Here is a 23097-nt window from a genome sequence, read left to right as displayed (position 1 = left end):
GCCACAAGGTGAGGGCGGCGTGGTTGGCGGGCAGAATCCGGTAGCTCCCAGCGGCGGCTCGGATTCACCGCGTACCCCCAGCATGGACGATCGTCCGACTTCGATCCTCGACCCTGTCGAGGATCTGCCGTTGTACCGGCGCGATGAGGACGCCGTGGCCGAGGCGCGCGCGGCGCTGGAACGTGACGACGACGAGGGCATGGGACACGAGCCGCTGCCGCCATCCAGCAGGCCCGACGGCCCGTCGCGTCCCCCGCAGCGCCGCCGTAAACGAAAGAGCAACGGCTGGAGCATATTCCGCCGCCTGATGATCGCGCTTGTCTTGCTGGCGATCGTGATCCCGCTGGCCACGTTCGCGCTGGCGTATTCGGTGGTCGACATCCCGAAGCCGGGTGACATTCGTACCAGCCAGGTGTCCACCATCCTGGCCAGCGACGGCACCACCGAGCTCGCCAAAGTTGTTCCACCGGATGGGAATCGGGTCGACATCAAGATCGACCAGGTGCCCCAGCACGTGCGTGCGGCAGTGATGGCCGCCGAGGACCGTGATTTCTACGGCAACCCCGGCTTCTCCTTCTCGGGCCTGCTGCGCGCGGTCAAGAACAATATGTTCGGTGGCGATACTCAGGGCGGGTCGACCATCACCCAGCAGTACGTGAAGAACGCGATGGTGGGTGCGCAGCGCGCCGGCCTCGGCGGTCTGACGCGTAAGGCCAAGGAGATCGTCATCTCCACCAAGATGTCCCAGTCGTGGTCCAAGGATCAGGTGCTGGAGGCCTACCTCAACATCATCTATTTCGGCCGTGGTGCGTACGGCATCTCGGCGGCATCGAAGGCCTACTTCGACAAGCCGGTCGAACAGCTGACGGTGTCCGAGGGTGCGTTGTTGGCCGCGCTGATCCAGCGGCCGTCGCGACTGGATCCCGCGGTGGATCTGCCCGAGTCGACGAACCGGTGGAATTGGGTGCTTGACGGCATGGTCACGATCGGCGCGCTGTCCGCGCAGGATCGTGCCGGGCAGGTGTATCCGGCAACGGTGCCGCCCGAGCAGGCCGCCGCGCAGAACGCGACCACGGGCCCGAACGGCCTCATCAAACGCCAGGTGATGGCGGAGCTGACCGACCTGTTCAATATCGACGAGCAGACGTTGAACACCGAGGGCCTGCAGATCACCACGTCGATCGATACCAAGGCGCAGCAGGCCGCCGAGAACGCGGTCAACAGCACCCTTCAGGGAGAGAACCCGGATCTGCGGACGGCGGTGGTCTCCGTCGACCCACGGACGGGTGCGGTGAAGGCGTACTACGGCGGATCGAACGCGCAGGGCCTGGACTATGCGCAGCAGGGTCTGCAGACCGGCTCGTCGTTCAAGGTGTTTGCCTTGGTGGCGGCGTTGCAACAGGGGATCGGTCTGGGCTACCAGCTGGACAGCTCGGAGCTGACCTATCAGGGCATCACCATCAAGAACAGCGAAGATGCTTCGTGCGGAACGTGTTCGGTGGCGGAGGCGCTCAAGCGCTCGCTGAACACCAGCTTCTACCGGCTCATGCTGAAGCTGAAGAACGGGCCCGACGACGTGGCCACCGCCGCGCATTCCGCCGGCATCGCCGAGAACTTTCCCGGTGTCTCACACACCCTCTCCGAGGATGGTCAGGGCGGCCCGCCGAACAACGGTGTCGTGTTGGGCCAGTATCAGACCAGGGTGATCGACATGGCCTCGGCGTACGCGACCTTGGCGGCGTCGGGGACCTACCGCAAGCCGCACTTCATCCAGAAGGTGGTGAACGCCGACGGTCAGGTGCTTTTCGACGCAGGCTCCTCCGACAACACCGGCGAGAAGCGCATCTCCGATGACGTTGCGAACAATGCCATCGCGGCGATGAAACCGATTGCGGGCTACTCGCGTGGACACGCGCTGGCCGGTGGACGAGAGTCGGCCGCCAAGACCGGCACCGCACAGCTGGGCGACACCAAGGACAACAAGGACGCCTGGATGGTCGGTGTCACCCCGTCGCTCTCGACGGCGGTCTGGGTCGGAACCGACGACGGCAAGCCGATCAAGAACAGCTGGGGCGGACCGATTTACGGTTCCGGCCTGCCGTCGGACATCTGGAAGAAGACCATGGATGGTGCGCTGGATGGCACCACCAAGGACACCTTCCCCAAGCCCGGCGCCATCGGTGGTTATGCCGGTGTGCCCGTCTATGTACCGCCGCCTCCGTCTCCGAATGGTCCGCCGGCGCCCGCACCGGGCGGCGGTGGAGAGGTGACGGTCATCCAGCCGACCATCGAGATCGCGCCGGGTATCACCATTCCCGTGGGGCCGCCGACAACGATTCCGGTTGGCCCGGCGGCGCCACCGGCGGGTGACGTACCGCCACCTCCGGGGCAGTAGGCAGGTGCCGGCAGAATCCCGGAGCCGCAGCGCCGGCGACATTGAGCCTGTGAGCCGCAGCGCCGGCGACATTGAGCCCGTGAGCCGCACTGTTGGCGACATTCAGGGTGCGACGGTGTCTCCCGAAAAACTCGCGGGCGATCTGCGCAGCGCCGACGATCGTGACTTCCCCAGTCGCACAGATGTGATGGGCGCCGAGCTGTCCGAGGTGGTCGGCGGACCGTTGGGTCGGCACGCGTTGGTGGGCAGACAGCCGTTCTGGACGCCGCTGCGGGTGGTGTTCGTCATCGCGCTGGGGTTCCTCATCCTGGGATGGACCAGCAAGGCGCCCTGTCTGCAGCAGAGTGGAACCGGCAACGGCGCTGCACGCGTGGCCAATTGGGACAACAACCGCGCCTACTACCAACTGTGCTACTCGGACACCGTGCCGCTCTACGGCGCGGAGCTGTTGAATCAGGGCCGCTTCCCGTACAAGTCGAGCTGGCTGGAAACCGACTCGAGCGGGCATCAGAAGATTCAGTACGACGGCACCCCGGCGGTCCGGTACATGGAGTACCCGGTGGTCACCGGGGTGTACCAGTACACCGCGATGGCCCTGGCCAAGACCTACACCCAGGCCAGCGATCTGCTGGGGCTGCCCGTCGTCGCCGAAGTGGTGATGTTCTTCAACATCGTGGCCTTCGGGTTGGCGCTGGCCTGGCTGGTGACCATTTGGGCCAGTGCGGGATTGAGTCCGCGCACGCGTCCATGGGATGCGGTGATGATCGCGGCGTCCCCGATCGTGATCTTCCAGATTTTCACGAATTTCGATGCTCTCGCAACGGCTTTCAGTATGACGGCGCTCTTGGCGTGGGCGCGCAAGAAACCGTGGCTTGCCGGCGTGCTGATCGGGCTGGGGGTGTCGGCCAAGCTCTATCCGGTACTGCTGCTGTTTCCGCTGCTCTTGGTGAGCATGCGGGGCGGCAAGATGCACGAGTTCTCGAAGACTGCCGCCGCCGCGCTGGCGAGCTGGGTTGTGGTGAACGCACCGGTGGCGATGCTCTTCCCACGAGGGTGGGGTGAGTTCTTCCGGCTCAACACCCGTCGTGGCGACGATATGGACTCGCTGTACAACGTCTTCAAGTCGTTCACGGGATGGCAGGGCTTCGACGGCCCGCTGGGCTTCTGGGAGCCCCCGGTCGTTCTCAATGCGGTATCGGCCGCGCTGTTCGGGATCTGTTGCCTGGGTATCGGATACGTGGCACTGACGGCGCCGCGGCGTCCGCGCGTGGTGCAGCTGGCTTTCCTGGTGGTGGCGGTGTTCCTGCTGACCAACAAGGTGTGGAGCCCGCAGTTCTCACTGTGGCTGGTGCCGCTGGCCGTGGTGGCGCTGCCGCACCGCCGAATCCTGTTGGCGTGGATGACCGTCGATGCGCTCGTGTGGATTCCACGGATGTATTACCTGCTGGGTATGGAGAACAAGGGGCTGCCCGAGCAATGGTTCACCGGCACGGTGCTGGTACGCGACATCGCGGTGATCGGGTTGTGCGCCGTGGTGCTGCGCCAGATCTATCACCCCAGCGAGGATGTGGTGCGCGCCGACAGCACCGACGATCCGGCGGGTGGGCCGTGCGATGGGGCCGCCGACGACGCCCCGGCCTGGCTGCCCTCCTGGCTGCGGCCGCGTAAAGCCGCACCGCATATCGCCCGCGCGTAGTTCCGTTCAGTCGGCGATTTCGCCGGTCAGGGGGCTGTGCGGTAGCCTTGGCCGGTTGCCGACGCAGGCGACTCTCCTGCCACGGACACGCCGTGGCCGCACTAGACCACAGGAGGTGATGAGTTTCTCATGCGTCAGTACGAAATCATGGTCATTCTCGACCCAACCCTTGACGAGCGCACCGTAGCTCCATCGCTGGATACGTTCTTGAACGTTATCCGGGGTGACGGCGGAACCGTTTCGAAGGTAGAGGTCTGGGGCAAGCGTCGTCTCGCATACGAGATCGCCAAGCATGCCGAGGGCATCTACGCGGTGATCGACGTGGTCGCGGAGCCCGCCACCGTATCGGAGCTTGATCGCCAGCTTGGCCTCAACGAGTCCGTGCTCAGGACCAAGGTCCTGCGTACCGGAGCCCGCTAGAGGTCCTACGGAAGTCAGTCGACTTCCGTAGGCTGCCGGTTAACCACGCCAGCTGACAGACACGAGGAGGAACCGTGGCAGGTGACACCACCATCACGGTCATCGGAAATTTGACCGCCGATCCAGAACTGCGTTTCACACCGTCCGGGGCCGCCGTCGCCAACTTCACAGTGGCGTCGACTCCCCGCATCTTCGACCGACAGAGTTCGGAGTGGAAAGACGGAGAGGCGCTGTTCCTGCGGTGCAATATCTGGCGTGAGGCCGCCGAAAATGTGGCCGAGAGCCTGACCCGCGGGTCACGTGTCATCGTCACTGGTCGGCTCAAGCAGCGCTCCTTCGAAACCCGCGAGGGCGAGAAGCGCACCGTCATGGAGGTCGAGGTCGACGAGATCGGCCCGTCTCTGCGGTACGCGACCGCCAAGGTCAACAAGGCCTCGCGTGGTGGTGGCGGCGGCGGAGGTTTTGGTGGCGGCGGAGGTGCCAGCGCGGCTCCCCGCTCCAGCGAGCCTGCCGACGATCCGTGGGGCAGTGCCCCGGCCTCCGGTTCCACCGCGGCCGACGACGAACCGCCCTTCTGATCTGGGCGATACAACTTATCTAGCTAGAAAGAAAGAGATTCACCATGGCCAAGACGACTAAGCGCCGTCCTGCCCCGGAAAAGCCGGTCAAGACACGTAAGTGCGCGTTCTGCACCAAGAAGGCGCTGAACATCGATTACAAGGACACCAACCTGCTGCGCACGTACATCAGTGAGCGCGGCAAGATTCGTGCCCGCCGGGTTACCGGCAATTGCGTTCAGCACCAGCGGGACATCGCGATCGCGGTGAAGAACGCTCGCGAAGTAGCCCTGCTGCCGTTCAGCTCGGCGACGCGGTAGGACCGGAGGGACATCTGATGAAGCTGATTCTGACGACCGAGGTCGAGCACCTCGGCACTGCCGGTGACACCGTTGAGGTCAAGGACGGTTACGGACGCAACTACCTGCTGCCCCGCGGGCTGGCGATTGTCGCCACCCGTGGTGCGGAGCGCCAGGCCACCGACATCCGTCGCGCCCGCGAGGCCAAGGAGATCCGTGGCGTGGAGCATGCCCACGAGATCAAGCAGGCGATCGAGGGCCTGGGTGCCGTCAAGCTGACGGTGAAGACCGCCGGCGAGGGCAAGCTGTTCGGCTCGGTAACCGCCGCTGACGTGGTGGGTGCCATCAAGGCCGCCGGTGGACCGAACCTGGACAAGCGGACCGTCACCCTGCCGAAGGCACATATCAAGCAGATCGGTTCGTACGCACTGGATGTGCATCTGCACGCCGGAGTGGCAACCAAGGTCACTGTGGATGTAGTCGCCGCAGGCTGATCGATCCGAAATACTGCCGGGTCAACGGCGTCGCGGGTTTCCGCGGCGCCGTTGCCGTATCTGCTGGCGAACGTATTGTACGCGTGTGCCACTCCAGCGAAGCTACCTCTAGTTAACCTAGAGGGTTGAGAGGGGTAACAGAACACGCCCGAGCACGCAACCTGATGCGACACGCCGAACGGATTCCCATCCACAGTCCTGTCAATTAGTTGACCGGCTGCCAACAGGGAAAAGTGCAGGAATGTAGGTAGCTATCCCCAGGTTGTCCCCAACCCCCTAACACCGGGTTGGACAGTAGTCCACACCCCATGCCCAGGCTCATCCACAGGGGCACTTGGCAGGGTCGCTAGCAACATCTAACGTCTACCGCGGCGCGCCGGGATGAACCGTACTTGTCGGACCTTGCCGCGATCATGTGTTCGACTTGATGTGAGTAGGAGGACCGCGCGCCGTGGCAATAGTCGACGATCTGGGCCAGTCCGGTCCAGTTGCCCCTCCCGAGGAGTTCGGCCGTCAACCACCTCAGGATGTGGCTGCCGAGCAGTCCGTGCTGGGCGGGATGCTGCTGTCCAAGGACGCCATCGCCGATGTGCTGGAGAAGCTGCGGCCGCACGATTTCTATCGGCCCAATCATCAGAGCGTGTATGAGGCCGTCCTGGATCTGTACGGCAGGGGCGAGCCCGCCGATGCGGTGACCGTGGCCGCCGAGCTGGACCGGCGCGGGCAGCTGCGCCGGGTGGGCGGGGCGCCGTATCTGCACACGCTGATCTCTACCGTGCCGACCGCCGCCAACGCCGGGTACTACGCGGGCATCGTCGCCGAGAAGGCACTGCTACGCAGGCTCGTGGAGGCCGGGACCCGCGTGGTGCAGTACGGGTATGCCGGGGCCGAGGGTGCCGATGTGGCTGAGGTGGTGGACCGCGCCCAGGCCGAGGTCTATGACGTCACCGACCGTCGGATGTCGGAAGACTACGTACCCCTGGAAGAACTGCTGCAGCCGACGATGGACGAGATCGATGCGATCGCGTCTGCTGGCGGTATGTCCAAGGGCGTGCCGACGGGCTTCACCGATCTGGATGAGATCACCAATGGTCTGCACCCGGGTCAGATGATCATCGTGGCGGCGCGACCTGGTGTGGGTAAGTCGACGCTCGGTTTGGATTTCATGCGGTCGTGCTCGATCAAGCACCAGCTGCCCAGCGTCATCTTCTCGCTGGAAATGAGCAAGACCGAGATCGTCATGCGACTGCTCTCGGCCGAGGCGAAGATCAAGCTAGGCGATATGCGTTCGGGCCGGATGAGCGATGACGACTGGACCCGGCTGGCGCGGCGGATGAGTGAGATCAGCGAGGCCCCGCTCTACATCGACGACTCCCCGAACCTGACCATGATGGAGATCCGCGCCAAGGCGCGACGGCTCAACCAGAAGGCCGGGCTCAAGCTGGTGGTTGTGGACTACCTGCAGCTGATGACCTCCGGTAAGAAGCACGAATCCCGTCAGCAGGAAGTCTCGGAGTTCTCCCGAAATCTGAAGCTGTTGGCCAAGGAGCTCGAGGTTCCGGTCATCGCGATCAGTCAGCTGAACCGTGGTCCCGAGCAGCGCACCGACAAGCGCCCGCAGGTATCCGACCTTCGTGAATCCGGCTCGCTGGAACAGGATGCCGACATGGTTATCCTGCTGCACCGACCGGATGCGTTCGAGCGTGACGATCCGCGCGGTGGTGAGGCCGACCTGATTCTCGGCAAGCACCGTAACGGTCCGACGGCCACCATCACCGTGGCGCACCAGCTGCACCTGTCGCGTTTTACCAACATGGCGCGGTAACTACATTCGGTTGTAGGGTCTCAAGTTCCGTTTCGTATTCTCAAGTTCGGTTTCATCCCGGCCCGGCATTTCTCGAATCACCCAGATCATGCCCGAGCGTTGACTGGCCGCCACTGCTGATGACGGGGCCCCCGATAGGTTGCCTATCGCCTCATGAACAAGGTTGGTCGACATGTTTTACACGCGCGTAGTCAGCTTTCGCAGCGTCTGATACTCGGCGTCGCGATACGGCCGCCCGTCTGGCTGTAGTAGATCGCTGAACCACACGTCCGGGACCTTGGTGTAAGGCTTGTCCCAGGAATCCCACGGGAAGTAGGTCTGGGTCTTGCCTGCCACCAACCCCCAGCTGTACGCACCGACGTTGTGCCGCTTCGCAACTGGGAGCACGCCCTCGACTGTGCTGCCCTGGTCGCGGGCCAGGTACTCGGTGCACAGGATCGGTCGGCCCAGCGGGGTGAGCTCGTTGATGCGGGCCTCGAACTCGGTGGGGCCTGCATACGAGTGGAACGAGATGACGTCGGAGTTGTCGAGTTGGAAGCCGGCCATCTCACTACGGCTTCCGCGATCCCAACTGCCCTGCCACACACCACTGGTCAACGGCTGCACTGGATTGACCGAACGTGCCCAGCTGAATACCTGCGGGAGCAGCCCACTGACGGCGTCGATCTTGTCTTTGCGCTCCACCTTGCGGTACTGCTTGGCCGGGTTGTCCGGCTCATTCCACAGGTCCCAGCCCAGGATCCGGTTGTCATTGCGAAACTGGCTCATGACGCCCACCACGTAATCTCTCAGCATCCCGCGGTAGCGCGGGTCGTCGATGCGGTGCGCCCCTGGGCTCTGTACCCAGCCCGAGTTGTGTACGCCCGGCGTCGGCGCCCGCTGGGCTCCTAGTTGAGGATTTGGATCCCAGCACGAGTCGAAGAAGACGAACAGTGGCTTGATGCCCTGGCGCGCGGCGATCCCGACGAATTGCGACAGCCGGTTTTGGAATCCGGCGCGGTCCTGGGCCCACAGCAGATCGTGTAGGAACACCCGTACGGTGTTGAACCCCAATAGCCGGCACGCCCCCAACTCGCTGTCGATGCGTCGCGCGTCGTAGGTGCCCGGCGCGAACATCTCGAGCTGGTTGATCGCGTTCGAGGTGATGAAGTTGGTGCCGACCTGCCAACCCTGCGCCTGGTACCACGCATTGGCGCGTTCAACCGGCCATTGGCCTGGCGCGGCGGTCGCCCGCGGGATTGCCGAAAGAGGAGCCAGTATCTGGGGGAGAGTCGCTACCGCCAGCACCAGCGGAATCTTCAGGGCCGTTCGACGGTGCACCCAGTGAACATAGTGGCGCCCAGCAAGTACTCAGGGTTCACGTATCGCATTGCAACCACTGAGGTTTCATATCGTTATCAACGTGAAGCGCCCGGGGTTTGGTGGCTATTACATGGGTCAGTACCGTCGCTGGCCGTCATGAAGCAGCGCGATAGTTTTCGTTTGGCGCGCCCGGTACGCAGCGCCGCCGCCAGCTCGCGTCTTAACGGGCCCGGATGCCCACCAGCTCGAGCGCGCCATCCGGCATCTAACGTGTGTCCGCCGAGTCTTCGTTGTTGCGATGTTGCGTCGCGAGATTAGCGGGCAATGCTGGTTGTGGTCGCTGAAATCACTGGGTGCCGGGACCGCCGCCGACGGTGCCGTTCATGTCGGCGGGGCCGCTGGGGACCCCACCCGCGGCCCCGTTCACGCCAGCGGGACCGTTGGAGGAACCGCCTGCGGAACCGCCGCCGGGACCACCGATGGGGGGGACGTTCGAGTTGGCGGAATTGCCGACGGGACCGCTGGGTGAACCGCCGATGGGGCCCGTCACGTCGGAACGGTCAGAGTTTCCGATGGGACCGGTCACGTCCGAACCCCCGGAAGAATCGCTGTCAGGATCGGCCACCTCGGAATTGCCGGGGAGTGCCATCACCGTGGAAAGGACGCCACCGTGGCTGCTGTGATTGGTGGTGATGGTGCCGCCGAACAAAGTCACGACCCCGCACACCACCAGCGCTGGTCCCAACATCCGGTGGCGGTTTGAAGGCTTACCCGTCATAGCCACAACCCTAGTTTATCCTGTAAACAATTGCTAGCATCGTCGGACATCCGAGGTTCGTTCATAGATGTCTCTTGCCGGCGCAAGATCGGCATGAGTGCAGCGCGAGTTTGTCGCGGAAGATCGATCACACACCTAGGGAGAGAAGTAGATGCGCATCAAGAATCTGCATGTCACCGCGTTGCCCGTCGCAGTAGGCGTCATTGCCTCAGTTGCGGTGGGCTGCTCACACAAGACTGGTGACGCGCCCTCGCTCAGTTCTGCTAGCTCGGCCGCTTCGTCGGCGATTTCGTCCATCACCGCTTCGCCCTCCGAAAAGCCCAGCACTACACAGGTTCCGGGTAAAAACGGCACGCCTTACACCGTGGAGGGACCGATCCTCGCCAAGTGGAACACCCTGAATGATGTTCAGAAGAAGGACCTGGGCGCACCGTATGACAATCAGAAGGAGACGCTGGATCGCAGCGGCGTCTATCAGCAGTTCGACGGCGGCGTGCTGATCTACCGCAATGGAGAGCCGGTCTATTTCGTGTGGGGCAAGATCCGAGACACCTGGAATGACAATCAAGCCTCACAAGGCAAACTCGGCTATCCCACGGCCGATGAGGTGACCGAGACAGACGGCTCGTTCAAGTCCACCTTCGAGCACGGAACGATCACTTTCAAAGTCGGCGATGCCGATGCGAAAGTCTCACTGACAAACTGAGCAACCAGTAGAAACGTCAGCACTGGCACGGGTCGTCGGTGGCCCTCGAAACGCCGCAGACGACCCGTGCTGCTGACAACAGCGGAATTGGCCATTCCAAAAACGAGACACTTGTCTCGCTGCGATGACATCGTGAGAAAGGTTGGAAAACATGGGAATTACTGATGACGCCCAGAACAAGTTCGATGATCTTAAGGGTCGCGCTAAGGAAGCTGCCGGGTCCGTCACCAACGACGACGATCTGAAAGCTGAAGGACAAGCCGAGCAGGGAATCGCCTCTGCTAAGCAGAAGATCGCCGACGCTGCAGATAAAGTCAAAGAGGGTGTTGAGGCCGTCAAGGACAAGCTAACCGGAAACGACTAGCCAAAATGCGATCAATGGCCGGCGCCCGACACGGGTCAGTACCACCTGCGCCCATAGAGCGGTCACCGACCGGCGGACTGCACCAACGTTTCCCGGCCCGCTGGTGAGCGTAGCCGGTATCAGCGAGATATCAAGCAGCGCTGGAGTTTTGCCCGTACGGGTTTGGGTAATCTCGACGATGCCGGCAACACGGGCTCCAGCGATTACCACGGACCCAAGCAGGCAGACTGGGGCTACTTTGTCGGTAGCTTCAAGTACACCCTGTACCGGCTTCAGGAGCGCATCGTTGGGCAAGGCCCGAACCCTCCAGCCCTCCAAGATAGTTCGGTACCACCAGGCCGCTGAGTCATGAGAACCTACATGCTGTGGGCCAGTACTCTCCCGATATTCTCGCTACTGGGCTCGACGTAGTTTTCTGTGGAATCAATCCCGCTTCGACCGCTGTGGCCGACGGGCATAACTTCTCGAACCGAAGCAACCGTTTCTGGGAGGTGCTCTACCGGGCCGGGTTTACCGACACTCGATTACGCCCGGAGGACGAGCGGCGGCTGCTGACGTACGGGTGCGGCATTACCGCCGCTGTCAGTCGCGCAACACCGCGCGCCGACGACATCGTGGCGAGCGAGTTCCGCGAGGCGCGGCCAGATTTCGAGGAGAAGATTCGCCGCATGCGACCTCGAGCGCTGGCCTTTCTCGGAAAGCGTGCGGTGGTGTCCATGCTCGAAGCTCCGCACCTCGCGTTCGGACTACAGCCGTTCCGCTTCGCGGACGCGACGACATGGGTGCTGCCGAACCCTAGCGGCCTCAACCGGCGGTTCACGCTGGACGCACTCGTTGACGCTTATACGGAACTGCGGGTGTCGATCGACCTCACTGATGGAAGTTCCACTGGCCGACATCCTGGGCCAGGGCATCGCTGACGTCGACTTCGAGCCCGCCGACCACCGGGCCCGGATTGGATGCGGTGCTCACGATGCGTTGGTAGAGAACCGCGCCGGGGAAGACCTGGCCGCGAGACCATGACCGGGTCTGCCAGGCCCACACGTGGCCGGGTGAGCGTGAGTTACCGATCACGCCATCGGCGGCGGCCCACTGGCACGGATTAACTCCCCCGTAGATGCCGGTGCGCTGCACCCCCAACACCGAATTGATGCCCCGAAACCATGGCAGCGCAACGTCATTCCAGGTGTCGCGGTTGATGTCGTCGTCGACGGAGAAGAAGACAGGTGCGCTCTGGCCGCCGCCGGCCGCGGTGTGCAGCTGCCAGGCGGTGCGAGCGTCCTCGACGCCGCCGGAGAATCCACGTGTGAAGTCCGAAGGTGCTGTCCCACCGGGCTTTCCGTATTGAAAATTACTGACGATCACCAGCCCGGCGGCGGTGAGCGCCTGGGCGTAGGGCCGGGTGATCGGTTTGGCGCCCATGGAGGAGCCGGGACGTGACGTGGAGACGTAATTGATCACTCCCGCATGCCCGGCGGCCTTGATGTGCTCCGCGGGAATCTGGCGCATGGCGAAGTCGATCAATGTGGGAGCGGCGGCCGAGGCCGTCGGTGTGCCGGCACCAAGCGATGCCGCACCCAGTCCGGCGAGTGCCGATACCGCGGTGGCGTAGCGCAGCGCGTCACGCCGGGTTACCGGACGTGAGGTGCGCCGAAGGCTGTCAATCCCCGACGAGTCTTGCATTGCGCGATGTTAACAAAGTGACTGATGTTAAAACTGTTGCCTCGACGGCGCTTACATAACGCTCTTGTATCAATGCGAAGGATCTCGTGATCGTCACGGGCGCAGGCGTTCTCGAATGCAGGGCCCCACTAGTTGCTGTAGAGGTGCAGAACCTGTGCGGCTGTTGTGGCGATATCGCCGCTCAGCCTCACGATGGGTGGGCCGCCTCGTTGATGGATGACGTTCGCCAGGACAATCACGTACGTGTCCGACCCTGGGTCCAGCCACAGCGACACCCCGGTGAAGCCGGAGTGGCCGAAGCTGCCGATAGGAAAGAGCATTCCGCGCGGCTTGGATAGTTCGGTATCGATATCCCAGCTGAAGCCGCGCAGGTTCTGTCCCGCGATGGCCGGATAGCCGGGTGCAAGCAGGGAATCTGTTGGGTTAGGAGCCTTTTCGATGGCCTGGCGGGTGGCGTTGTTAGCGGCTTCGAGTTGCGCGGGGGTATGGCCGGGCTGCTGCGGACTCGTCATCAATTGCAGAGTGGATTGTTTCAGCGGGAACGGGCTCGCGCGCCCGGCGAGCCGGTCGAGAAGTGCCTGGGAGTACCGGCCGACGTCGTCGGCGGTCGAGAACACACCGGCGCTGCCGGCCACACCGCCCATCCGGCGCGCGGTCGGGTCATGCACGGTGCCGCGAATCAGATGGTCATAGTTGGGGTTGAGGCCCGGGGAGTCTTCGTCATGAGCAGTCGGCGCGATGCGTGTCAACAGCTCGCTGCTCCAGGTACCTGCTGAGCAGGGGGTATGCGTGGCCTTATCGAAAGCAATTGCCGTACCGATGATTTGACGAGAGCCACACGACTTCGCCGCGGGAAGGTATCGAGTGTCGGCCATGCCCAACGGCGCAAAGACATTGTCCTGCACATAAACATCCAGGGGCTCGCCGGTGATCTTTTCGATGAGCGCTCCGAGGATGATGAAGTTGATATCGGAGTAATGGAACGTCGTGCCGGGGTCGAATGCCAACGGGGCGGTGAGTGCGCGATGGACGCCGTCGGCCTTGTCTGCCTCTGTTAGTCCCCACGGGCCCTGATGACTCAAGTCGCCTCCGGCGCCCGAGGTGTGGGTAAGCAGCATGCGAAGCGTCACCTGGGCGCGGCGTGGGTCGTGGGCCGGGTTGAAGTCCGGCAGATACGTCTGCACGGGTTCATCGATTCCTACCAGGCTCTTTTCGTACAGCTGGAGAAGGGCCACGCTCGTCGCAAGGGGTTTGGTCAACGATGCCAGGTCGAAAATCGTGTCTTCGGTCATCGGTTCGGCGGGGGAGGGCGACCCATCCAGGCCCGGTTCGTCGGGGAGCTTGCGCCACCCGAAGGCCTGCCGGAAGACGATCTTGCCGGCGTGTCCAATTTCAACCACCGCACCGGGCAGCCGAGGTGCCGCAACCGCGTCGTTCACGAGTTGCGTGACCGGTGCGAAAGGACCGTGGGGAACCACGCTCGGCGCAGGGATCGGATGCACTGAGTTCCCGCACGAAGGCACCCCGGCGAGGGCAAGTAAGACGGCGACGACGGCACCTGCCCGGACGACGCACGATCCCGATACCGTCACAAGCTCGACGGTAGTTGAGCGGCAGGCACGGGAAGGGTCGTCGAGCGGCAGAACCACGAACTTCCCCGGGTGCACCGACGGCCGACGGCTACGAGGATGGATTCATCGGCCGACAAGACTTCCCAGAAAGGTGCGCGGTTGTGGACGTCTACGAGGCAGTCACGAGCCGACGGGCGGTACGTGGATTCACCGCCGAGCCCGTTTCCCGGGAGGTGCTCCGCTGGCGCAAACCGGGGGTTCTCCGGTCTGGTGATTGGCAACAACGTGCGCTGGGACCTGTCACACACTTCAGGTGGGTAGCGCCGAATGCCCTTCCCTAGATCGGGGCGTCCCATAGGTTCGCTGCAGTAGGTACAACGCAGTACGGACGCGCGAGGAGCACCATGGTGAAGAACCCGCTTCGGCGCCCGGCCGACGTACTACGCACGGAAACAGCAGCGGGTGTGCGCGATGAGTACTCGGTGCAGGTGTCTGCACCGCGAGAACAGTTGTGGGACATGGTTTCCGATATCACCCGCATGGGCCGCTTCAGCCCGGAGAACCGCGCCGGATGGTGGCTGAAACCCTCGGCCGCACCTGCGGTGAACTCGTGGTTCGTCGGCTTCAACCGCATTGGACCGGTTATCTGGGCGACGCCGTGCCGTGTGACGGCACTGGTGCCTGGACGCCATTTTGAGTTCAAGGTCTATCTCGTCGGCACGGTATGGGGCTACTACCTGGACCCCGATGAGGACGGCGGTGTCATGATCACCGAATACCGCGAGTGGCCCCGTTCGGCGCTTCTTCACCAAGTGTTGCGCTGGTCGGGTCCGTTCGGCAGGCCCCGTGACGTCCTTGCGCTGGACGGATTGCACCGCTCGCTGCAACGCATCAAGGAGACCACCGAGGGCTAGTGCCCGGAGCTCAGGGTCTCCATGCAATCGGCGACGCGCTGGTCTGCTGGGTCGGGGGACCGACGCAGTCCATCGATGACACCGGCGCGATTGCGTTCGGGCTGGTTCTGCGACATTTTCGTCTTGCCTTCGACACGATCGATGCTCAGTTCGATCCCGACGATGGCGCGTATCTGTGCGGTAGTGAATGCCTCTGGCGCATCATCGATTCCCCAGGGTGACTCCCTGTTCTGCTCATGCCGGTCCGTGAGTTCGGCGACGAGTGTGCGTACCCAGGCTGCATCGTCATGAGCAGTGAGATTGCCGTGAACGGTGATGACTTCGTAGTTCCAGGTGGGTACCACCTTGCCGCTTTCGCCTTTGGTCGCATAGAAACTCGGGGAGATGTACGCCTGCGGCCCGGGAAAGATCGCAACGGCCGGTCCGCTTCGTTGCCAGTGCGGGTTGGCTCGAGACACATGCCCCACCAAAGTGTTGGTCGCGGCCCGATGGAGCAGAGGAATCGGTGTCACCAGGTAGCCGTCGTCATCATGCGTGACGAGGTGGGCCAGTCCGACTTGGGCGAGCGCCGCAGCCGTCTCCTCGTCAGCCATCACGAAGTTCTTCGGTACGTACACGAGCTCATTGTCCTCAACCGCTGTCGGTGAAGCGACTGAGATAACCGGGCTCCGCCTGCTAGGTGCACTGATCTCGTCCCCAGCGGCCCCCGCGTGAGACCACCTACAGTGGTTGTTCGAAGAACATCGAGAGGACCGTATGTCTACGGAAACGCCTGCTACACGCCTTGAGGTGGATGTCCGGGTGGTGCAGCCGCGCGCCTTCCTGCCGGTCTTTCTGCTGGCTTACTTCGCCTCCGCGGTGGCACTTCTTGCCGCCGGTGCGGTGAGTATCCCCCTGCGTCTCGCCGAGCTCGACCCGGACCACAAGACCCAGGCGCTGTCGCTGACGATGGCTCTCGGTGGAATTGCGATCATCGTGGTGACACCGCCACTGGGCCATCTCAGCGACACATCGATCTCGCGATTCGGTATCCGCAGGCCGTTTCTCGTGGGAGGCACCCTCCTGGGGGCGGTGGGTCTGACGACATTGGCCACCGCACCGACGGTCGGCGGGGTCGTCGCTGGCTGGTGCATCACCCAGATGGGTTTCGCGGCAACGCTTGTGGTGTTTAACGCATTGTTGGCAGATCAGATATCGGTCGCAATCCGGGCACGTGTTGCGGCGGTGTTCGGCATCTCCACCAGCCTGGCGCCCGTGGTCGGCAGTGTTTTCATCAACATCCTGCCCAACGATCCGCGCTGGTGGTTCGGTCTCCCGGCGATACTGGCGCTGGCATTCAATGGCGCCGCGGCACTTGTTCTGCGCGATATCGTCCGCACGCATCGGGTCCCCCGAAGCTGGCAGGCGATCCTTGCCAGCTACTGGATAAATCCCAGGAAGCACCAGGACTTCGCGTGGGCGTGGATGTGTCGCCTCTTCGTGACGATGTCGGTGCTGCTGGTGACGGTCTACATGCTGTATATCGTGGCGGGCACCCTGGGGTTGTCCGAGCATGAGGCAGCCGCCAAGTACGGCGTGATCATCGGCGCCTTCCTGATCACCAATATGCTCACCGCAGCGGTATCTGCCTGGTGGTCGGATCGCACCGGGCGGCGCAAGGGCATCGTTTGGGCCTCGTGCCTGATCACGGCGGTCGGCCTGGTGATCCTGTTGTTGTTCAAGGACTTTAACGCCCTCCTGCTTGGTGCGGCGGTCATCGGAGCGGGGCAGGGCGCCTACGCCGCGGTGGACTTGGCGCTGATGACGGAGGTGCTGCCGGAGACGGAGTCCTCGGGGAAAGACCTGGGCGTGGTGGCCATGGCGTACCTGCTGCCACAGCTGCTTGTCCCCATGCTGGCAACAGCGCTATTCGGGTTGCATCACGCCCAAGGCGATTTCAGCATCCTGTACCTGGCGTCCATGGTGCTGTCAGTTCTTGGTGCGCTGGCAGTGCTTCCGATCAAATCCGTGCGGTAGCCGGCCCTACGTGATCGACGCGATGGTGCTGTCCGACGCTGTCGGGGAGAACAAGTCGATCGCCGGTAGCAGGGCGCGCAGTACGGCGGGGTTGACTTCCACCGGCTGATGAGTAATCGCACGCACGATCCAGCGGCCGGCCTCCTGCGCCGATAATGCGGTGGCCCCGTCGTATTCCGCTGTGGGTGTGATCATTTCGGTCCGCACGAGGGGAAAGTGCACGTTGGTCGCATGCACGCCGGGGTGCGGCCGTTCGGCGTTGAGGGTGCGCCCGAAGATCGCCAGCGCGCTCTTCGAGGCCGCATACGCGGAGAAGCGCGGAAAAGTGTTGGCGTGCAGGGCCCATGTGCTGACATTGACGAATTGGCCACGTCCGCGCTCGATCATTCCGGGCATCAAGCCGAGGGTCAGCTGTACGGGCGCGAAGTAGTTCAGCGCCATCGTCCGCTGGTAGTCGTGCAGGCGGTCTGTCGCATCGACAATGAGCCTGCGGATGGAACGGCCGGCGTTGTTCACCAGCACATCCACGTGCTGATCGTCGAGATCCTGCAGCAGCCGTTCGATCTCGGTCTGGTCGGTCAGGTCGCAGGTGCGCCAGTCGCAGCCGGTCTCCGCCGCGAGTGTCTGGAGTTCGTCTGCACGCCGAGCCACACCGATGACCCGGGCTCCGCGGGCGCGCAGCTGTATGACGGCCTGTCGACCGATTCCGGCCGACGCGCCGGTGACCACCACGGTCAGTTGGCTGACGTCACGACCCGGGCCGGACAGCAGGGAATCGATCCGCGCGGGCAGCAAGGTACGGCGCTGGGCAAGCTCCTGGACAGTACGGCGAACGGACACAGAACCCCTCTCAAGTCGCTGTAGGCCGACCGATATCCCGATATGACCACACGGTCATATTAACGGATCAAGGAGACGACTCCCAAGCCGGGGCCGAAAACGCGTTGAGGGCTTAAGTCCACATGTGTACAGTGATCGAAGTGCGATCAGTGATCACTAATGACGATGGAGGTGGACGTGGCGACACTGAGTGAGGGTGCGCGGGCGATCCGGGAACGCATCATGGCCGAAATGCGGAGCGAGGGGACGGCGCCGACAATCGCTCAGTTACTCAGCGAGTTCGCGATGTCGGACGAGGAACTGGCTCCGCTCCTGCGCGACTTGGAGGGCGCGATCTGTGTGGCTCGCCAGGACGAGGAGCATGCGGAGAGCGCGATATTCCAGGGTGAGGTGCTCACCGCACGGCAGCCTCGCCTGGGCGAGCTGGTGTACGCACGCCCCTTTGCGACGTTCAAAAATCACTACGCGATCACCGTGGAGGGCCGCCAGAAGTGGTACGCGGAATGCGCTGTCGAGGCCTGCGCGATATCCGGGCAATTCCCCGGCGCCGAGGTGATCGTGGACTCTGTGTGCCGACAAACCAGGCAACCTGTGCGCCTCGTCGGGCAGGACGGCGTGCTGGTGGACTACTCGCCGCAGACACTGCGGGTGCATCTGGGCTATCCGATCCGTGAGATGCCCCATCGGGTCGTCGGGTGGTGCGACTACAACAGCTTCTTTGCATCGGAAGATGCCGCGAACCAGTGGAAGGCAGAACATCCGGGGCTCGCCGGTATCACCCGGTCGCCCGTGGAGATGGCCCGCTTGGTCACCGGTTCAATCGCGCAAGGGCGACACGACTACTCCTATCAACCACATCTGCCGGTGTTGACGATGGCACGACAGCTGCGGCAGATGGGACTCACGCGCGCCACGTGGCTCGGGTTCCATCTGCCGGACCCCTTTTGGCTGCCGACCCCGAAGATGCTTTGGAGCTGGCGGCGGAACGGCCTGGGCAACTTCGTCCGATTGCGATTTCACTAAGTACCCCAACGGAACACCGAACCACACCGGAGGTAATGATGTCCCGAACCGACGCGTACGCCATGGTTCAACAGGAGAAGCGCGACCTCGCCGCGCTGCTGCGCACGCTGACTCCGCAGGACTGGGATGCGCCGTCACTCTGTGCGGGGTGGCGGGTGCGTGATGTGGTGGCTCACGTGCTGTATGACGGAACATCGCTGCCCAAGTACCTCTACGAGGTCGTTCGCGTGGGCGGGTCGGCCGACAAGTTGAATCAGCTCTACATCGACCGGGCGCGAGGGTGGTCGACGGACACACTGCTTGCGGCCTTCGAATCTACCATCGAGAGAAGCTATTCGGCGAAGATCCAGCCGAAGCTGGTCCTCGCCGACTTGCTCATTCATCAGCAAGACATCCGCCGTCCGCTGGACCGTCCCCGGAGGGTTCCCGATGGCACGTTGCGAACCGTGCTGGACAACCCGGACCCGTTCATTCACTCGAAACGCAGGCTTGTCGGGTTACGTTGGACGGCAACCGATATGGACTGGACCTATGGCGATGGGCCAGAGATTCGAGGTCCAGGCGAGGCAATCGTGATGGCGGTCGGTGGTCGCCCGAGTGTGTTGACCGAGCTCTCCGGCTCCGGGGTGGACGTACTGCGTTCCAGACTCGTCAACAGTTGAGCGCGAGGAAGCCTTCCTAGACTGGTCCCAGCACCACCGCCATCTCAACCAAAGGATTTGATGTGTCCACCCCGACGAATGCTGCGGATGTCCCCGCGACGAGACGGGCTAGACAGCGTGCGCAGACCACGGACGAGATCAAGTCCCACGCCAGAAAGCAGCTCGCCGACGGCGGTACCGGCGCACTGTCGTTACGGGGGATCGCCCGCGAGATGGGCATGGCACCCGCGGCGTTGTTCCGCTATTTCGAGACGCAGGCAGCGCTAATCACCGCATTGTGCGTTGACGCCAACATTGCTCTTGCCGCGGCCATGAGCGACGGACAAGAAGCTGCCGCCCAGGACAACGCGACAGGGCAAGTGCGTGCCGCGTTCGTCGCGGCTCGCCGCTGGGCGCTGGCGAATCCGGGGGATTTCGCATTGATCAGCGGAACGCCCATCCCGGGATATCGCGCGCAACCGTCTGAGACCGGGCCAGCGGCAACGAGAGTCATGGGATCCTTCATGGTTGCGTACTTCCGTGCGGTGCAGGCCGGCGAGGCAGTACCGCAACGCACCAAGTTCCGCCGGACGGCACCGGGGCCACTGCTGGCCGCACTACTCGGCACGGGCTCGGACATGCCGATGGACCCGGCGATCATCGGGATCGGCATTTCCGCATGGGCGTCGATTACCGGATACCTGGCAGGTGAGGTTTTCGGGAGCCTGCGGGAACTCGTGGCGGACAGCGAAACGCTCTATGGCGAGCATGTGGATACCGTCATGTGCGGCATGGGTTTTTCCGAGAGTTGAGCCGAATCAGCTCGCCACGCCGGATCTGCCCGCGCTAACGGCCGAAGGCGCGGGCGAGTCTGCGGAGTTTGGGAGGTGGGTCGGCGGCCAGGGCCTCTAGGTGATGACGGCCCTTGTCGGCGGCGCTTGCCAGCTCCGAGCCGCGCTCTGAGAGTAGTTCTGCGAGTTCACTTCCGCGCTGTGAGGCAATCTCGGTCAGCTGGCTGCCGCGTCGTTGAGCGGTCTCAGCGAGCTCGGCTCCGCGCTCCCGGGCATACTCGGCGATTACCGGCGCCTTCTCGCGCACGGTTTCTCCGAACTCTGCGGCTTTGGTCTGGAGTGAATGCGAGGGATGGTCGGCTCCGGGGATCGCCGAGGTAACGGCGGCGACCGCGTCGCCGGCAACTCGGCGGGCGCGCCACGACAGGCCGGGCCGTCCCTCGGTGTCGATACCGGCGATGATCAATCCGCCCAAGAGCGAGATGTTCTTCCAGAAGTGGGCCTTCTGCTGCAACTTGAGGTCGGGATCGGGTTCGCGCCAGAACGCCTGGTCCGCCAGCGTCACCGGAACCAGGGTGCCGGCGAGTGTCCATGCTGATACCCGGGGAAATCGGCCGCTGGCAAGAGCCAACCCGGCGACAAGTTGCGTGGCCGCGTGGACGCGGACGTAGGTCTGCGGGTCTCGTGGCAGGTATCTGGTCGCCGAGTCCGGCGCGCTGTCCAACAGATTGTTGACCAGCGGTTCGGCCACGTCCGCAGAAGCTGCGGGACGACGGAGGCCGTCAACTCCGGCTGCGATGAAGATAGAAGAAAGCATCGGACGGGCGACGCGTCGTACCAGCACAGTAACCTCCAAGAAGCTCGCAGAAAATAAAGGGCCCCAGAGCCAACCGGCCTGAACCATTGTCAGTCGAGCTGTTCCCCATAAGCTCGACCGCTAAACATCCGGGCAGCACTCAGTGCACTTAAAACCACACCTTGCGGCCCGCAACCGGCCTGCCCACCGCACCCAGGATCCACAGCACGGCTCCGGCCACTACGAGAACTATTCCTATTGTCTGCAGAATCGGAACGGCCAGTACGTATCCCAACACGGCCAGCAGAATGCCCAAGATGATCATGATGTCCCTCTCCTGGCCCAGTGCGTCCAGGCCTTATCGGCGAAGACATACCCGCTCGGAGCAATACTGAAACATCGACAATGCGCGCAGGAAGCGCGCGTAGTCAGTGTGCGGGGTCGTCCCCGTCAACGCCCCATGTTCCCGGCAGCATCGGGCTGGTCCGGCCGTCGGCTGCGCTCGCAGCGAGCGTGGCCAATCCGGCGGCCTCGGTGACCGCCGATGACGTGTGCACGCCGGCGAAGCCGAGCCTCCCCGCGCCGGTGCCGGAAGCGCTCGTCGTCACCGGATCATCCGGGCCAGCCGGGATTTCGGCGTCTATGGTGGCGTATTCGTGGCGATAGCCGCGGTCCTCGGCGGTTCCGCGGCGGCGCCTGCGGTTCTTGGACTTTCCGGGATTGCAGGCCAGTGCGGCGGCGGCGGCCACGGCGCTGCTCGGTGCGTGGGCGATGGCCCCGGTGCTCTGGCCCATGGTCGGCCCGAACCCGAAGCCGGGACCGTCGCCCCGAACGGCGTAACCCAGGCCTTCGACTCCTGCGGGTGGCGGTGTAGGCGCCGGGGCAGAGCTGGGAGTCACGGTGGAGGTGGATGACGGGGCGGGCGCCGCGGAACTCGCCGTGGTCACCGTGCCACCACTCGTCGCGACGGCGTTCGGTTGCTCAGCACGCGGATGGACGGCCTCTGCGGCCAGGTCCGCCGGTGGGGCTGGCGGCATCTGCGCCAGGCTGCCCAAGGTGATGGCGAGCGGGAGCGAGATACCCGCTGCGGGGCCCAAGATTGCGGCGTAGATGGGCGTTCCCATCACGCCAAATGTTGCGGCGTAGGCGAATACGAAGAACAGCGGCTGCCAGGTGACCAGCGCTGCGGCCGGGTTGGTGGAGAAATCGATGATGATCTGGATGATGGTGCCGACCGGGTCAGTGATCAGTCCCTTCAGCGCGCGATACATACCCAGGAAGTGTTGGGAGTTCGCCAGCAACATCTCGATGGGATCGTTCGGATCAGGCACGATGGGCGGTGGCTTGGTGGCGTCCTGGGCTGCGGCCCGTGCGGCCCCACCACTTTCTGGCGAGAGCAGTACCGGGGACGGGAGGGTCGGCGGTGCCGATGTCACCGAGGTCTCGGAGACGGCTTGGTAGGTGCTCATCACAGTGGCGGCCTGTATCCACATCCGGATGTAGTCGGCCTCATTGACGGCGATCGGAATGGTGTTGATACCAAAGAAATTGGTGGCGATGAGCGCCCCGTGTGTCGCGTGATTGGCGGCGAGCTCGACAAGGGTCGGCATGGTCGCCAGCGCCTCGGAGTACGCCGTGGCCGCGGTCTCGGTCTGGGCTGCCACTCCCGCGCTGGCGGTGCTGGTCTGCTGTAACCAGCTCAGGTAGGGCACGTGTGCTGCCTGGTATTGCTCGGAGCTGGGGCCGGTCCATGAGCCCGCCCGTACTGTACCCAGCGTCGTGGTGAGTTCCGTTGCTGCTGAGGAATATTCCGTGCTCAAGGAACGCCAGGCGCCTGCCGCCGCGAGCAGGGGCCCGGGGCCGGGGCCGCTACTGAGCAAGGCCGAATGCACTTCGGGAGGGGCCGCCATCCAAACCGGAGCTGTCATGAGCCGTTGCCTACGCCGCTCATCGGACCGACTGTGGGGGAACCAGTTTCACAACTCA

General features: G+C 63.7%; 24 protein-coding genes and 1 pseudogene. 16 read left to right on the top strand and 9 right to left on the bottom strand.

All coding sequences use genetic code 11. The annotated features are described in order from the left end of the window. The first annotated feature begins 19 nt into the window (after positions 1 to 19). The 7 genes from DSM43276_RS23190 (at position 20) to dnaB (ending at position 7686) form a co-directional block, all read left to right on the top strand. Positions 20 to 2395 carry a transglycosylase domain-containing protein gene (locus DSM43276_RS23190; protein ID WP_078328700.1) on the top strand — a complete coding sequence of 792 codons (2376 nt, stop codon included), beginning with the start codon at positions 20 to 22 and terminating at the stop codon, positions 2393 to 2395. A gap of 115 nt (positions 2396 to 2510) precedes the next feature. Then, a complete protein-coding gene (locus tag DSM43276_RS23185; RefSeq protein ID WP_078328779.1) occupies positions 2511 to 4091 on the top strand; it encodes a glycosyltransferase family 87 protein in 1581 nt (526 codons plus the stop codon). 129 nt (positions 4092 to 4220) lie between these two features. Next, the gene (gene rpsF / locus DSM43276_RS23180) at positions 4221 to 4511 is read left to right on the top strand and encodes a 30S ribosomal protein S6 (RefSeq protein ID WP_030097640.1); all 291 of its coding nucleotides are present in this window, start codon (positions 4221 to 4223) and stop codon (positions 4509 to 4511) included. Positions 4512 to 4585: 74 nt separating this feature from the next. Then, complete coding sequence (locus DSM43276_RS23175) at positions 4586 to 5089, top strand: single-stranded DNA-binding protein (protein WP_078325707.1); 504 nt, start codon at positions 4586 to 4588, stop codon at positions 5087 to 5089. 44 nt (positions 5090 to 5133) lie between these two features. Continuing rightward, positions 5134 to 5388 carry a 30S ribosomal protein S18 gene (rpsR, locus tag DSM43276_RS23170; protein ID WP_005064619.1) on the top strand — a complete coding sequence of 85 codons (255 nt, stop codon included), beginning with the start codon at positions 5134 to 5136 and terminating at the stop codon, positions 5386 to 5388. A gap of 17 nt (positions 5389 to 5405) precedes the next feature. Next, a complete protein-coding gene (gene rplI / locus DSM43276_RS23165) occupies positions 5406 to 5861 on the top strand; it encodes a 50S ribosomal protein L9 (protein ID WP_078289820.1) in 456 nt (151 codons plus the stop codon). A gap of 451 nt (positions 5862 to 6312) precedes the next feature. Then, positions 6313 to 7686 carry a replicative DNA helicase gene (dnaB, locus tag DSM43276_RS23160; RefSeq protein ID WP_078297993.1) on the top strand — a complete coding sequence of 458 codons (1374 nt, stop codon included), beginning with the start codon at positions 6313 to 6315 and terminating at the stop codon, positions 7684 to 7686. Between the two features lie 177 nt (positions 7687 to 7863). On the opposite strand, the gene DSM43276_RS23155 is transcribed toward dnaB, so the two are convergent. Together DSM43276_RS23155 and DSM43276_RS23150 are read right to left on the bottom strand one after the other, a co-directional pair. Beyond that, on the bottom strand, positions 7864 to 9006 hold the full coding sequence (locus tag DSM43276_RS23155) for a glycoside hydrolase 5 family protein (RefSeq protein WP_211196744.1): 1143 nt from the start codon (positions 9004 to 9006) through the stop codon (positions 7864 to 7866). A gap of 328 nt (positions 9007 to 9334) precedes the next feature. Then, entirely contained in the window at positions 9335 to 9766 is a 432-nt protein-coding gene (locus DSM43276_RS23150; protein WP_136629150.1) for a hypothetical protein, read from the bottom strand. Positions 9767 to 9917: 151 nt separating this feature from the next. Between DSM43276_RS23150 and DSM43276_RS23145 the strand changes: the two genes are divergently transcribed. The 4 genes and pseudogenes from DSM43276_RS23145 (at position 9918) to mug (ending at position 11756) form a co-directional block, all read left to right on the top strand. Beyond that, on the top strand, positions 9918 to 10472 hold the full coding sequence (locus tag DSM43276_RS23145; protein ID WP_078328698.1) for an LGFP repeat-containing protein: 555 nt from the start codon (positions 9918 to 9920) through the stop codon (positions 10470 to 10472). A gap of 151 nt (positions 10473 to 10623) precedes the next feature. Next, complete coding sequence (locus DSM43276_RS23140) at positions 10624 to 10836, top strand: CsbD family protein (RefSeq protein ID WP_030097629.1); 213 nt, start codon at positions 10624 to 10626, stop codon at positions 10834 to 10836. A gap of 156 nt (positions 10837 to 10992) precedes the next feature. Next, positions 10993 to 11181, top strand: a pseudogene (locus tag DSM43276_RS23920) (mammalian cell entry protein); the annotation flags it as partial. 20 nt (positions 11182 to 11201) lie between these two features. Beyond that, on the top strand, positions 11202 to 11756 hold the full coding sequence (mug, locus tag DSM43276_RS23130; RefSeq protein ID WP_211196743.1) for a G/U mismatch-specific DNA glycosylase: 555 nt from the start codon (positions 11202 to 11204) through the stop codon (positions 11754 to 11756). On the opposite strand, the gene DSM43276_RS23125 is transcribed toward mug, so the two are convergent. After that, positions 11707 to 12519 (bottom strand): DUF1906 domain-containing protein, encoded by an 813-nt coding sequence (locus DSM43276_RS23125; protein ID WP_078328696.1) that lies wholly within the window; start codon positions 12517 to 12519, stop codon positions 11707 to 11709. The genes mug and DSM43276_RS23125 overlap by 50 nt on opposite strands. Positions 12520 to 12647: 128 nt before the next feature. Next, positions 12648 to 14111, bottom strand: coding sequence for a serine hydrolase domain-containing protein (locus DSM43276_RS23120; protein ID WP_078328777.1), 1464 nt, complete (start codon positions 14109 to 14111; stop codon positions 12648 to 12650). 386 nt (positions 14112 to 14497) lie between these two features. On the opposite strand from DSM43276_RS23120, the gene DSM43276_RS23110 reads away from it, so the two are divergent. Further along, complete coding sequence (locus DSM43276_RS23110) at positions 14498 to 15004, top strand: SRPBCC family protein (protein ID WP_169899971.1); 507 nt, start codon at positions 14498 to 14500, stop codon at positions 15002 to 15004. Here DSM43276_RS23110 and DSM43276_RS23105 read toward each other — a convergent pair. Next, positions 15001 to 15621: an FMN-binding negative transcriptional regulator gene (locus DSM43276_RS23105; protein ID WP_078328694.1), complete on the bottom strand. Its 621-nt coding sequence runs from the start codon at positions 15619 to 15621 to the stop codon at positions 15001 to 15003. The genes DSM43276_RS23110 and DSM43276_RS23105 overlap by 4 nt on opposite strands. A gap of 139 nt (positions 15622 to 15760) precedes the next feature. Here DSM43276_RS23105 and DSM43276_RS23100 point away from each other — a divergent pair, with 139 nt between their 5' ends. Next, complete coding sequence (locus DSM43276_RS23100) at positions 15761 to 17020, top strand: MFS transporter (protein WP_078328693.1); 1260 nt, start codon at positions 15761 to 15763, stop codon at positions 17018 to 17020. A gap of 6 nt (positions 17021 to 17026) precedes the next feature. On the opposite strand, the gene DSM43276_RS23095 is transcribed toward DSM43276_RS23100, so the two are convergent. After that, positions 17027 to 17860 (bottom strand): SDR family NAD(P)-dependent oxidoreductase, encoded by an 834-nt coding sequence (locus DSM43276_RS23095; RefSeq protein ID WP_078328692.1) that lies wholly within the window; start codon positions 17858 to 17860, stop codon positions 17027 to 17029. A gap of 177 nt (positions 17861 to 18037) precedes the next feature. Between DSM43276_RS23095 and DSM43276_RS23090 the strand changes: the two genes are divergently transcribed. The 3 genes from DSM43276_RS23090 to DSM43276_RS23080 all read left to right on the top strand — a co-directional run bounded on the left by DSM43276_RS23090 (position 18038) and on the right by DSM43276_RS23080 (position 20336). Then, positions 18038 to 18883: an alkylmercury lyase family protein gene (locus DSM43276_RS23090; RefSeq protein ID WP_078328776.1), complete on the top strand. Its 846-nt coding sequence runs from the start codon at positions 18038 to 18040 to the stop codon at positions 18881 to 18883. Between the two features lie 38 nt (positions 18884 to 18921). Further along, positions 18922 to 19545: a maleylpyruvate isomerase family mycothiol-dependent enzyme gene (locus DSM43276_RS23085; protein ID WP_078328775.1), complete on the top strand. Its 624-nt coding sequence runs from the start codon at positions 18922 to 18924 to the stop codon at positions 19543 to 19545. Between the two features lie 62 nt (positions 19546 to 19607). Then, entirely contained in the window at positions 19608 to 20336 is a 729-nt protein-coding gene (locus DSM43276_RS23080; protein WP_078328691.1) for a TetR/AcrR family transcriptional regulator, read from the top strand. A 34-nt stretch (positions 20337 to 20370) separates the two neighbouring features. On the opposite strand, the gene DSM43276_RS23075 is transcribed toward DSM43276_RS23080, so the two are convergent. The 3 genes from DSM43276_RS23075 to DSM43276_RS23065 form a co-directional block, all read right to left on the bottom strand. Further along, complete coding sequence (locus DSM43276_RS23075; RefSeq protein WP_078328690.1) at positions 20371 to 21159, bottom strand: DoxX family protein; 789 nt, start codon at positions 21157 to 21159, stop codon at positions 20371 to 20373. A gap of 121 nt (positions 21160 to 21280) precedes the next feature. Then, positions 21281 to 21436 (bottom strand): hypothetical protein, encoded by a 156-nt coding sequence (locus DSM43276_RS23070; protein WP_099051630.1) that lies wholly within the window; start codon positions 21434 to 21436, stop codon positions 21281 to 21283. 103 nt (positions 21437 to 21539) lie between these two features. Next, on the bottom strand, positions 21540 to 23039 hold the full coding sequence (locus DSM43276_RS23065; RefSeq protein WP_078328689.1) for a PPE family protein: 1500 nt from the start codon (positions 23037 to 23039) through the stop codon (positions 21540 to 21542). Between the last annotated feature and the right edge of the window lie 58 nt (positions 23040 to 23097).

This window comes from Mycobacteroides salmoniphilum (genome assembly GCF_004924335.1).
In the GTDB taxonomy this organism is placed as follows: Bacteria; Actinomycetota; Actinomycetes; order Mycobacteriales; family Mycobacteriaceae; genus Mycobacterium; species Mycobacterium salmoniphilum.
Note: the sequence above shows the minus strand (reverse complement) of the source record. Positions and strands in the feature narration are given on the sequence as shown.